This window comes from Rahnella variigena, from assembly GCF_003610915.1.
GTDB lineage: Bacteria > Pseudomonadota > Gammaproteobacteria > Enterobacterales > Enterobacteriaceae > Rahnella > Rahnella variigena.
This window is the reverse complement of sequence record NZ_NSDJ01000001.1, coordinates 81,196-93,102: the sequence shown is the minus strand read 5'-3', so window position 1 is coordinate 93,102 and position 11,907 is coordinate 81,196. Positions and strand designations below refer to the sequence as shown.

Here is an 11,907-nt window from a genome sequence, read left to right as displayed (position 1 = left end):
CCTTTTCTGTTACTACTTCAGCAATCCGCGTAACTCGTGCAAATCAGGCCGGATCTTGCGGTTTTTCCGCTTCAGCTTGTTTGCTTTCCAGCGCCGCAAGACGTTGTTCCAGTACGGCCAGCTTTTCGCGGGTGCGCAGTAAAACTTGCGTCTGCACGTCAAACTCTTCGCGATTGACTAAATCCATACGGCTGAACTGCGCCTGTAATACCTGGCGGATTTTCTTTTCGGCATCTTCACCAAACTCACGGATCCCTTTAGGCATAGATTCGTGAACCTGGCGGGCAATTTGTTCAATTTTTTTCGGGTCAATCATGATTATTCCTTTTCTCGAAGGAGGTGCTTTTCCTTAGTGTAATCGCTGACGCCGTTTCTATAAACCTTCAGGGGCACTAATTGGCCAATCCGCAGGATTGCCCTGTACATTTATTGGCGCTATAGTTGTTTTGCTTATTCTCAGGGCGGGGTGAAAGTCCCCACCGGCGGTAAACCACGGAATATCGGAAGGATCATAATCCCTTCCATGTGGAAGCCCGCGAGCGCTCAATCCTTCGGGGTTAGAGGTCAGCAGATCCGGTGTGATTCCGGGGCCGACGGTTAAAGTCCGGATGGGAGAGAGTAACGATTCAAGCCGGGCACAGTATTGCCCGCTGCGTTATTTTTTATAACTGTAGCACGCCATACAGCTGCTTCAGCTAGCCTCCTCAAGACGCCCTGATTCTGGTAATCCACATACAGAACATGAGGTTATTTTTACCATGAATCAGACCCTACTTTCCGAATTCGGTACATCAACTGAACGTGTTGAGCGTGCTCTTGACGCCATGCGTAACGGCGTTGGTGTGTTAGTACTGGATGACGAAGATCGTGAAAACGAAGGCGATTTAATTTTTGCCGCTGAAAACATGACCGTTGAGCAAATGGCGCTGACCATTCGTCACGGCAGCGGAATTGTGTGCCTCACCATGAATGAAGACAGCCGTAAAAAGCTGGATTTGCCCATGATGGTTGAGAACAACTCCAGCCCGTTCCAGACGCCGTTTACCGTGACTATCGAAGCGGTTGAAGGCGTGACTACCGGTGTTTCTGCGGCTGACCGCATCACCACTATCCGTGCGGCAATCAAAGACGGCGCGAAACCTTCTGACCTGAACCGCCCGGGGCATATCTTCCCGCTGCGCGCACAGGCCGGTGGCGTGCTGACCCGTGGTGGTCACACCGAAGCGTCTATCGATCTGGCGACACTGGCAGGCCTGAAGCCTTTCGGCGTGCTGTGTGAACTGACCAATGACGATGGCACCATGGCGCACGCGCCTGAAGTGATTGTGTTTGCCCGTCAGCATAATATGCCGGTCGTGACCATCGCCGATCTGGTGGCTTATCGTCAGGCGCAGACCCGTCAGGCAAGCTGAATGAACGCTGATCGTGCGTAACAAAAAGGCCGCTTATGCGGCCTTTTACTTTTGAATCCTGCAATTTGTCTTTAGCGCAATTTTTCATCATCTTCTTTTGATTTGTCTCATCAAATTTATTGAACATCTCCTTCACGGTTATCCGGCTGTAACCCGCAATCAAAAAGAGTACCGTAATCACATCATGCGGAGGTGCTTAACAGCCCGCTCACCTTTTATTTGCGGTAAGGAATTTATGATGACAACTCAACGTATGCCCGCACTTTTCTTAGGCCACGGCAGCCCGATGAACGTGCTGGAAGACAACACTTATACCCGTGCCTGGCATGCGCTGGGCGAATCATTACAACGACCGAAAGCGATTCTGGCTGTTTCTGCTCACTGGTTTACCCGCGGCACGGCGGTAACGGCGATGGATAATCCGCGCACTATTCATGACTTTGGTGGGTTCCCGCAGGCGTTGTTTGATAAACGTTATCCGGCACCGGGTTCTCCGGCTCTGGCGAAACGGGTTCAGGAATTGCTCAGCCCGGTGAATGTGATGGCCGACACCAGCGAGTGGGGTTTTGACCACGGGACCTGGGGCGTGCTGATCAAGATGTATCCGGATGCCGATATTCCGGTTATCCAGCTGAGTATCGACGGAACGCAACCGCCGGAATATCACTATGAGTTAGGCAAGAAACTGGCTGTTCTGCGTGACGAAGGGGTGATGATTGTCGCCAGCGGAAACGTGGTGCATAACCTGCGGATGGTGAAATGGGATGGTAACGGCGAGCCGTACCCGTGGGCGATTGCGTTTGAGAAATATGTGAAAGATAACCTGAGCTGGAAGGGCGAGGCGAAAGATCATCCTCTGGTGAAGTTTATGGAACATGAGGGCGGCGCGTTATCGAATCCGTCTCCGGATCACTATCTGCCATTGTTATATGTTTTAGGCGCGTGGGATGGTACAGAGCCGATCACACAGCCAACGGACGGGATCGTGATGGGATCGCTTTCTATGCTTTCCGTTCAGGTTGGGTAATCCGGTAAATAAAAAGGATAATGAAAGATCTCATTATCCTTTTTTTAGTTTTTTTATCCGACAATGGTGTGCGGATAAAAACGTGACAGATCCTGCGTGATCAGCGCTTTATCTTCACGAATGCCGATCCCGCAAGGCTGATCGTTGACCAGCCAGCTGCCGATCAGCGTGTAACTGCCTTCAAACACCGGCAACGGATGGAACTGCTGCACAATCATGCCTTCAGCGCCATACGGGCCTTCAACGCTCGCCACTTCCTGACCTTTTTCGATCACTTTGATGTTAGCGCCTTCACGTGAAAACAGTGGTTTCACAACGTAGTGATCCAGCTCCGGATGCGGGTCTTCGGCGAAATAAGCCGGTAACAGATTCGGGTGATCCGGGAACATTTCCCACAGCAACGGAAGCAGGGCTTTATTCGACAGAATCGCTTTCCAGGCCGGTTCCAGCCAGCGGACACCCGCGTCTTCCAGTTTAGTGGCAAACACTTCGCGGAACATGAATTCCCACGGATACAGCTTGAACAGGTTAGAAATCACCTGATCCTGAGTGTCAGTGAATTGTCCGCGTTCGCCCAGACCGATTTCCTCGATGAACAGGAATTCACTGGCCAGTTCAGCTTCCAGCGCGCAGTCCTGCAAATATTGCACGGTACCGCGATCTTCTTCAGTATCCTGGCAGCAGGCGATGTGCAGCAGCGAAAAACCGTGCTGATTTTTCAGCTCAGCAAAACGCTCGATCAGCTTTTCCTGCAAACTGTTGTACTGGTCAGCATCCTGAGTCAGGTTGCCAGCCGCGATTTGATCTTCCAGCCACAGCCACTGGAAGAAGGCCGCTTCGTACAAAGATGTCGGCGTGTCGGCGTTATTTTCCAACAGCTTAGGCGGATTGACACCGTCGTAGGCCAGATCCAGACGCGAATACAGCGAAGGTTGTTGCGTGCGCCATGAACTGCGGACAAAGTCCCAGACGTGCTTTGGGATCTGGAATTTCGCCATCAGTTTGTCGTCGTTCACCACGCGCTCAACCACTTTCAGGCACATCTGGTGGATGTCAGCGGTGGCGTCTTCGATCTCTTCAATCTGCGCCAGTGTGAACTGGTAATACGCATCTTCACACCAGTACGGCTCGCCATACATGGTGTGAAAATTGAAGCCAAACTCCGTGGCTTTTTCGCGCCAGTCCGGACGCTCGTTAATGGCTAAACGTTTCATCTGATTCTCTTAGCCACCCATACTGCGGCCAGGGTTGCGGGTCGCGGCGGAAGAGCTGCGCTGCATCGAGGTTTGTTTGGCTACGCTGTCGCCGAAACCGCCACGGGTGATGGTGTTGGTGACGGCAGGTTTTGGTGCCATCGCCGTTTTCGGTACGTTCATGGTACGTCCGCCAGCAGTGGCAGGGCCGTAGTTTTTACCGGTTGCATCGACGAATTTGCCGTTCGCCGGGCTGGCCGGATTTTTTGAGCTGAACAGCGGCTGTTGCGCGTAGCCGCCGCCGCCCATCATGCGTCCCATCATGTAGCCTGCCATCAGGGGCATCCACATGCTGCCGCCGCTGCTCTGGTTTTCAGCCGTGGCCACGCCCGCCTGAGCCGGAGCCTGAGTACACTGGCCTTCGCCAAATTCAGCGATACAGTCTTCACGGCTGGCATATTTTGGCGCGGTTTTAGCGGCTTCCTGTTTAGCAGCATCATAAGCGGCGACACATTGTGCGCTGCCGGACGGATTGGCTTTCGAGCAGTCGTCCGCATTCTGATACAGAGAAACTGTTTCGTCGGTTTTCTCGCAGCCGGCCAGCATAAAGACCGCACTGACTGCCAGAGCGACAGGAGTGATTCGAGAGCTACGCCATGATTTACGGAAGGTAGCTAAGTTGACTTGTTGTGTCCGTTTCATCGTTCTTATCCCATGTGTAGGGCTTTTTCGCCCTTTCCCAGTAGGGCCTAAGAATAGGGGAAAGTTGGTTAATGTTAAAGCAGCGACAGGCAATTGTTACGAGACTTTACAGAGCGGCGTGATACAGGCAAAAAAAAGCAGCCTTTTCAGGCTGCCTTAGGGGAAATGCGGAGGGCTTTTCAGGATCAGTTCTGGAAAGGATTGCCGCTTTTCCTGGTGGTGTTAGCAGAGGTCGTTGCACTGGCTTGTTGAGCGCGTGGTGCAGGTGCTGCTGCAGTTTTGTTACCGTAACCGTCTGCCGCTGCATCCTGGTCTGGCGTTTCCGGCGCAACCTGATCAGGCGCTGTCGGAACCGGTTTACCCAGAGCACCGTTCAGTGCCAGCAGGTCGCTTTCGTTCAGTGTACCCAGCGCGGACTTGATGTTCAGCTGGTTGATCAGGTACGTGTAACGTGCGCTGGAAAGCTGTTGTTTGGCGTTATACAACGTGGTGGTCGCATCCAGCACATCAACGATGGTACGTGTACCCACCTGATAACCGGCTTCCATCGCATCTAAAGAACTCTGAGCAGAAACAACGGCTTGTTTATACGCGTTGATGCTGCTGATTGAGGCAGAGATGTTGTTGAAGGAAGAACGAACGGTCTGAACAACGCTGCGGTGCGCGCTTTCCAGTTGTTCGCTGGCGCCAACGAAGTTGTACTGAGCTTGTTTGACCTGAGAGGTCACAGAACCGCCGCTGTACAGTGGCAGGGAGAAGCTCAGACCAATTTTGTTCTGGCCCGCATCGGCATCCTGGTAGCTTGAAGAACCCCCGGTTTTGTCGCCGTGGTACTTGGTATTGCTGATGCCGGTAGAGGCAGTCAGATCCACCGTTGGCATGTGACCGGTTTCCGCATAACGGATTTGCTCACGTGCCAGATCCTGTGACAGACGCGCAGACAGCAAGCTCAGGTTGCGGCTTTCTGCTTCTTTCAACAGCGTCGCGACCGGTTGCGGACGCGTGGTGTTGAAGTTGTCAACATTCAGGGAAGACAGTTGCGGATAATACATACCGGTCACCTGACGCAGGGATTCCAGTGCGTTATCCAGGTTATTACGGGCAGTCACTTCGTTCGCCAACACGGTGTCGTATTGTGAACGGGCGTTCTGCACGTCGGTGATGGCAACCAGACCCACGTTAAAACGCTGAGTGGTTTGATCCAGCTGGCGGTAAATTGCCTGTTTCTGCGCTTCGGTATAAGAGAGTGAATCGATCGCACTCAAAACGTTGAAATAAGCCGTTGCGGAATTCAGGATCAATGATTGCTGATCAGTCTGATATGACACATCCTGAATACCGGCAGTTTTTTCCTGCAAAGTCAGGGCGCGCCATTTTGACATATCAAAAATGGTCTGCGTTAATTGCAGGCTGGCGCTGCCAACATCGCTGTTAACGCCATTGGCATCACGGTAGCCATTGGTATATCCATAATCCGCACCCAATCCGAGTTGCGGTAATAAAGGACTGCGGCTTTCGTTGATTTTTTCGAATGCAGCATCCCGGTCAGCAGCAGATTTGCGCAGGTCCGGGTTACTTGTCCTGGCTTGCTGATAGACCTGCATCAGGTTTTCGGCCTGGCTTATCGTACTGAAGCCGCCCAGGCTGAGTCCGATGAGAAGGGGGAGCAGTTTCTTCATTTGCATTCCTTGTTGTGCAGCAATGTTGTTATGTATGGTGGCGCAGTCAAATTACCAATAGACGCGGATTCTAGCAGAGTCAGGCTAGCGGGGCGGTTGGCTTAACGTGCCTTCCCGACTGAATGAGCCTAAATCTATCACAAACAACCTTGATTATTATTAACGCATTTTCATCAAATTGACCTCAAAGGGCGATAAATTACCTTTAAGAGGCATTAAGGAAACATTCAATGTCTTCATTTAAACGGTCACCGGTTACTTTCGGTAAAGATGATGTAGAAATTATTGCACGTGAGACGCGATATAAAGGTTTTTTTTCTATTATTGCATATCGGTTTCGCCATCGGCTGTTTAATGGGGAAATGAGCGGGGAAGTTGTGCGCGAAGTTTTCGAGCGCGGACATGCCGCCGTGCTATTACCTTATGATCCGCAACGGGATGAAGTGGTGCTGATTGAGCAGATCCGTATCCCCGCACTGGATTCAAGTGATACCCCTTGGCTCCTGGAGATGGTCGCCGGTATCATTGAAGAGGGCGAGACAGTCGAAGATGTCGCCCGCCGCGAAGCACTCGAGGAAGCGAACATTGTGGTGAAGCGCTGCAAACCGGCTCTGAATTACCTGGCAAGTCCGGGCGGAACCAGCGAGCGTCTTTCCATTATGGTCGGCGAAGTCGATGCCACGACGGCAGAAGGAATTCACGGTCTGGAAGCAGAGAATGAAGACATCCGGGTACATGTAGTCAGCCGGGAACAGGCTTACCGCTGGGTGGAAGAAGGAGCGATAGACAATGCGGCGTCAGTGATTGCCCTGCAATGGCTGCAGCTGCACCATGAATCCCTGAGAAAAGAGTGGGCCAACTAATGATTAAGCGCTATACCCCTGATTTCCCTGAAATGATGAGATTGTGCGAAACCAATTTCGCACAATTGCGCCGTTTAATGCCACGCACCGATGAGCCTGGTGAAACCGTGACATATCAGGTGAGTAGCGCGACGTATTGCCTGACGATCCTCGAATCAACGCGTTATACCTCGCTGGTGGAAATCAAACAGACGGCGCCGGCTGTCAGTTACTGGAGTCTGCCTTCGCTCACCGTTCGCCTGTATCACGATGCGATGGTGGCTGAAGTGTGTGCAAGTCAGCAGATCTTTCGTTTCAAAGCACGCTATGATTACCCGAATAAAAAGTTGCATCAGCGTGATGAAAAGCATCAAATTAACCAGTTCCTTGCGGACTGGCTGCGTTATTGCCTTGCGCATGGAGCGATGGCAATTCCGGTTTGTTAGACAGACTTCAACAACAAAGGAAACGATTTGGAAAGCCTGTTTACACTGCCTTTGGTGAATGGGGCCAAAGTCAGGATTCTACAAATTACTGATACCCATCTCTTTGCCGGTGAAGATGAAACGTTGTTAGGCGTGAATACGTTTAACAGCTATCGGGCAGTGCTGGACGCAATCAAAGCCCAGCAGCGCGAAGTCGATATTATCGCGGCAACCGGTGACCTGGCGCAGGATCAGTCCGTGGAAGCCTACCATCAGTTTGCGCGCGGCATCTGTGAACTGACGGCGCCTTGCGTCTGGCTGCCCGGCAACCATGATTTCCAGCCGGCGATGGTCAATGCCTTGCAGGATGCGGGTATTAGCCCTTCCAAGCATGTTCTCCTCGGTGAACATTGGCAAATTGTCCTGCTTGATACACAGGTCTTCGGCGTGCCTCACGGCGAGCTGAGCGAATATCAGCTGGAATGGCTGGTGCGCTGCCTGGATGCTTATCCGGATCGTTTTACATTGCTGATGCTCCATCATCATCCGCTGCCTTCCGGCTGTACGTGGCTGGATCAGCACAGCCTGCGCAATGCGCATATGCTGGCGAACACGCTGGTGAATTACCCGAAAGTGAATACGCTTTTGTGCGGACATATTCATCAGGAACTGGATCTCGACTGGTATGGCCGTCGTCTTTACGCGACGCCGTCAACCTGCGTACAGTTCAAACCGCATTGCACGAATTTCACGATTGATACTGTTGCGCCGGGCTGGCGCTATCTCGATTTGTATCCGGATGGCCGCGTGGAGACTGAAGTCTTCCGTCTGGAAACCAGCGAGTTTCATCCTGACACGGATTCGGACGGCTACGAATGAACACCTTACTTTACCTGCACGGATTCAACAGTTCTCCCAACTCGGCGAAAGCGACGGCGTTGAAAAACTGGCTGGCGGTCAATCATCCCCATATTGATATGGTTGTCCCGCAGTTACCGCCTTATCCGGCCGATGCGGCTGAACAACTTGAGAGTCTGGTGATCAGCAATGCGGGTAAAAAGCTGGGGATTGTCGGCTCGTCACTCGGCGGGTATTACGCGACCTGGTTGTCGCAATGTTTTGCCGTGCCTGCGGTGGTGGTGAACCCTGCGGTGAAGCCGTATGAGCTGCTGATCGACTTCCTCGGGCAAAACGAGAACCCCTACACCGGACAACAATATGTGTTAGAGTCACGCCACGTTTACGATCTGAAAGTGATGCAGGTCGAACCGCTGGAGTCACCGGATTTACTCTGGTTGCTGCAGCAAACGGGCGATGAAATTCTCGATTACCGTCAGGCTGTGGCGTATTACACCACCTGTCGCCAGACGGTCGAACCCGGAGGAAATCATGCATTTGTCGGCTTTGAGCGTTATTTTTCGCCGATTGTAGATTTCCTTGAGCTGGCCGCAGACTAACATCGTCAGGGTGATTTTATCCCCGGATTAATCGCGTCTGCTTGCTGCCAGTGCTGCTACCCGCCCAAATACTGTATCGTTAGCCCACAAACCTATGAGCCACGAATAATCAACGATGAGCCAATCAACTTATAACGCGGATTCCATAGAGGTCCTCAGCGGACTCGAACCGGTGCGCCGCCGTCCGGGCATGTATACCGATACCACCCGGCCAAACCATCTCGGCCAGGAAGTTATTGATAACAGCGTGGATGAGGCATTAGCCGGCCACGCGAAACGCATCGAAGTGATCCTTCACGAAGACCAGTCTCTTGAAGTCATTGATGATGGACGTGGTATGCCCGTGGATATCCACGCAGAAGAAGGCGTCCCGGCAGTTGAACTGATTTTCTGCCGTCTGCACGCAGGCGGTAAATTCTCGAATAAAAACTACCAGTTCTCCGGCGGCCTGCACGGCGTAGGGATCTCGGTGGTCAACGCCTTGTCTAAACGCGTCGAAGTGGCGGTAAAACGCGGCGGCGAAGTGTATGAAATGGCGTTTGAGAACGGCGATAAAGTGCAGGATTTGCACGTGACCGGCACCTGCGGTAAACGCAATACCGGAACCAGCGTACATTTCTGGCCAGATGGCAGCTTCTTCGACAGCCCGCGTTTTTCGGTCAGCCGCCTCAGCCATTTGCTGAAAGCCAAAGCCGTACTGTGTCCTGGCGTAGAAATTCTGTTCAAAGACAAAGTGAATAACACCGAGCAACGCTGGTGTTATGAAGACGGTCTGACTGACTACCTGATGGAAGCCGTCAATGGCCTGATCACTTTGCCTGAAAAAGCCTTTGTCGGTAATTTTGCCGGTGATACTGAAGCTGTAGACTGGGCGCTGTTGTGGCTGCCGGAAGGCGGCGAACTGCTGACTGAAAGCTATGTCAACCTGATCCCGACCATGCAGGGCGGTACGCACGTCAACGGTCTGCGTCAGGGGCTGCTCGACGCCATGCGTGAGTTCTGCGAGTTCCGCAATATCCTGCCGCGCGGCGTGAAGCTGTCTGCGGAAGATATCTGGGAACGCTGCGCCTATGTGCTGTCAGTAAAAATGCAGGATCCGCAATTCGCCGGTCAGACCAAAGAACGTCTGTCTTCGCGCCAGTGTGCAGCGTTTGTTTCCGGCGTGGTGAAAGATGCGTTCAGTCTGTGGCTGAACCAGAACGTTCAGGCGGCAGAACAGCTGGCTGAACTGTGCATTTCCAGCGCTCAGCGTCGTCTGCGCGCAGCGAAAAAAGTCGTGCGTAAGAAACTGACCAGCGGCCCTGCGCTGCCGGGCAAACTGGCGGACTGTACGTCGCAGGATCTGAACATGACCGAACTGTTCCTGGTGGAAGGGGATTCCGCAGGCGGTTCTGCCAAACAGGCACGTGATCGTGAATATCAGGCGATCATGCCGCTCAAAGGTAAGATCTTAAACACGTGGGAAGTCTCTTCCGATGAAGTGCTGGCTTCGCAGGAAGTGCACGACATTTCCGTGGCGATCGGTATCGATCCGGACAGCGAAGATCTGACCCAGCTGCGTTACGGCAAGATCTGTATCCTTGCGGATGCGGACTCCGACGGCTTACATATCGCCACGCTGCTGTGCGCATTGTTTGTCCGTCACTTCCGGTCCCTGGTGCGTGGTGGTCATGTGTATGTGGCGATGCCGCCTTTATACCGTATCGATCTGGGCAAAGAAGTGTTCTACGCGCTGGATGAGCAGGAAAAAGAAGGCGTGCTGGATCAGCTGAAACGCAAGAAAGGCAAACCGAACGTACAGCGCTTTAAAGGTCTGGGTGAAATGAACCCGCTCCAACTGCGCGAAACCACGCTGGATCCGAATACCCGTCGTCTGGTGCAACTGACAATCGATGAAGAGGATATCGATCAGACGCTGCGCATGATGGATATGTTGCTGGCCAAGAAGCGTTCAGAAGATCGCCGTAACTGGTTGCAGGAAAAAGGCGACACTGCCGAACTGGACGTCTGATCCTTTTCATTTCGCTGCACCCATAAAAAATGCCGGACGCTTCACAGCTCCGGCATTTTTGTTTTCTGAACTGCGCAGGTCTTACGACTACGCTTTCTCAATAATATGGATCACCACATCCAGCACGTCGGCTTTGATGTTTTCGCGGTGCTTGTCCATATGTTCAGCCTGCTGATGCGCTTCAAGATGCGCCAGGCTTTCCCAGTCTTCCAGCATAAAGATGGAATCAGGTACGGTTTTACGCCACGGGATCTGACCGTTGAAATCAACGTAAGGCTCGTAACGGTGGCAGCCTTTTTCAGCCAGAACGTCCGGCAGCAGGGCGGTGATTTTTTCCAAAACCGAATCGCGGCGGCCTGGTTTTACTTTGATTTCAGCAATAACAGTGATCATAAAAACCTCTTTCCCGGGTGACCTTAAACCTTAAGCCTGACCGAATACATTTTCAAGGTGAGCACGGTAGCGCGCAAAATCACCTTCCACATCAGGCTGTTTAATCACGTCGTTACACATAAAGGTTGGCAGCGTATCGAGGCCGATAAACTGGTTGGCCTTGTGTTGTGCCAGATAAACGCCGTCAACGCCGACGCCGTGGAAGAACTGTTCTTTATCTTCGAATGCTTCCAGAGGCGCGTTCCAGGTCACGGACAGCATGTAGCATTTGCCATGCAGCAGGCCACCGGACCCGTATTTTTTCGATTCATCAGAACGGGTACGGCCATCGCTGGCGTACAGTTTGCCGTGGCCTTCAGTGAACACTTCATCGATGTATTTTTTCAGCGTCCATGGCATCCCCATCCACCAGCCCGGCTGCTGATAAATAATGGCATCTGCCCACAGATAGCTTTCGATTTCGGTTTGCACGTCATAACCGTCTTCCAGCACGGTCACACGCACGTCGTGGCCTTTGTCGCGCAGGAAGCTGGTTGCGACTTCAGTCAGGCTGTTGTTCAGTGCGCCTTTGGAATGGGCAAATGTTTTGCCGGCATTGATAATCAGGATATTGCTCATGGAGTTCCCTTAAATAGAATTCTGGTGGTCAGGCTGTTATCACGTAGTGTACTTAACTCTGCCCCGCAGAAAAATGTGATATTGCGCACAAGACTATTGACTCAGATGCAATAATGGAAGAAACAGCACGGCAATTTAGCCATTTTAT

Annotated in this window: 13 protein-coding genes and 1 riboswitch; of the genes, 7 read left to right on the top strand and 6 right to left on the bottom strand. The window is 52.4% G+C overall.

The genetic code is table 11. The features are described from left to right. Positions 1-43: 43 nt before the first annotated feature. Positions 44-316 carry a ubiquinone biosynthesis accessory factor UbiK gene (gene ubiK, locus CKQ54_RS00430; RefSeq protein WP_101078416.1) on the bottom strand — a complete coding sequence of 91 codons (273 nt, stop codon included), beginning with the start codon at positions 314-316 and terminating at the stop codon, positions 44-46. A 132-nt stretch (positions 317-448) separates the two neighbouring features. Continuing rightward, positions 449-624: riboswitch (FMN riboswitch) on the top strand. Positions 625-758: 134 nt separating this feature from the next. Here ubiK and ribB point away from each other — a divergent pair. Both ribB and ygiD read left to right on the top strand, forming a co-directional pair. Further along, positions 759-1,412, top strand: a complete 654-nt coding sequence (gene ribB / locus CKQ54_RS00425) for a 3,4-dihydroxy-2-butanone-4-phosphate synthase (protein WP_113877376.1) — start codon at positions 759-761, stop codon at positions 1,410-1,412. Positions 1,413-1,650: 238 nt separating this feature from the next. Next, complete coding sequence (gene ygiD / locus CKQ54_RS00415) at positions 1,651-2,439, top strand: 4,5-DOPA-extradiol-dioxygenase (RefSeq protein ID WP_120163267.1); 789 nt, start codon at positions 1,651-1,653, stop codon at positions 2,437-2,439. Between the two features lie 53 nt (positions 2,440-2,492). Here ygiD and CKQ54_RS00410 read toward each other — a convergent pair whose 3' ends face one another. From CKQ54_RS00410 to tolC, 3 genes are all read right to left on the bottom strand, one after another. Beyond that, entirely contained in the window at positions 2,493-3,653 is a 1,161-nt protein-coding gene (locus CKQ54_RS00410; protein WP_112286716.1) for a glutathionylspermidine synthase family protein, read from the bottom strand. Between the two features lie 9 nt (positions 3,654-3,662). Then, positions 3,663-4,334 carry a DUF1190 family protein gene (locus CKQ54_RS00405; protein WP_120163266.1) on the bottom strand — a complete coding sequence of 224 codons (672 nt, stop codon included), beginning with the start codon at positions 4,332-4,334 and terminating at the stop codon, positions 3,663-3,665. A gap of 185 nt (positions 4,335-4,519) precedes the next feature. After that, on the bottom strand, positions 4,520-6,019 hold the full coding sequence (gene tolC / locus CKQ54_RS00400; RefSeq protein WP_276320306.1) for an outer membrane channel protein TolC: 1,500 nt from the start codon (positions 6,017-6,019) through the stop codon (positions 4,520-4,522). A gap of 224 nt (positions 6,020-6,243) precedes the next feature. Between tolC and nudF the strand changes: the two genes are divergently transcribed. The 5 genes from nudF (at position 6,244) to parE (ending at position 10,748) form a co-directional block, all read left to right on the top strand. Next, positions 6,244-6,876: an ADP-ribose diphosphatase gene (nudF, locus tag CKQ54_RS00395; protein ID WP_112286713.1), complete on the top strand. Its 633-nt coding sequence runs from the start codon at positions 6,244-6,246 to the stop codon at positions 6,874-6,876. Continuing rightward, on the top strand, positions 6,876-7,301 hold the full coding sequence (locus CKQ54_RS00390) for a DUF1249 family protein (protein ID WP_095923552.1): 426 nt from the start codon (positions 6,876-6,878) through the stop codon (positions 7,299-7,301). Before nudF ends, CKQ54_RS00390 begins: the two co-directional genes overlap by 1 nt. A 27-nt stretch (positions 7,302-7,328) precedes the next feature. Further along, positions 7,329-8,159 (top strand): 3',5'-cyclic-AMP phosphodiesterase, encoded by an 831-nt coding sequence (gene cpdA, locus CKQ54_RS00385; protein ID WP_120163265.1) that lies wholly within the window; start codon positions 7,329-7,331, stop codon positions 8,157-8,159. Beyond that, a complete protein-coding gene (gene yqiA, locus CKQ54_RS00380) occupies positions 8,156-8,737 on the top strand; it encodes an esterase YqiA (protein ID WP_120163264.1) in 582 nt (193 codons plus the stop codon). Before cpdA ends, yqiA begins: the two co-directional genes overlap by 4 nt. Before the next feature lie 115 nt (positions 8,738-8,852). After that, positions 8,853-10,748, top strand: coding sequence for a DNA topoisomerase IV subunit B (parE, locus tag CKQ54_RS00375; RefSeq protein WP_112286710.1), 1,896 nt, complete (start codon positions 8,853-8,855; stop codon positions 10,746-10,748). Positions 10,749-10,835: 87 nt separating this feature from the next. Here the strand turns inward: parE and CKQ54_RS00370 are convergent, their stop codons facing one another. Next, on the bottom strand, positions 10,836-11,141 hold the full coding sequence (locus tag CKQ54_RS00370; RefSeq protein WP_113877380.1) for a putative quinol monooxygenase: 306 nt from the start codon (positions 11,139-11,141) through the stop codon (positions 10,836-10,838). Between the two features lie 30 nt (positions 11,142-11,171). Beyond that, the gene (locus tag CKQ54_RS00365) at positions 11,172-11,759 is read right to left on the bottom strand and encodes an NAD(P)H-dependent oxidoreductase (protein ID WP_112286708.1); all 588 of its coding nucleotides are present in this window, start codon (positions 11,757-11,759) and stop codon (positions 11,172-11,174) included. Positions 11,760-11,907 lie beyond the last annotated feature (148 nt).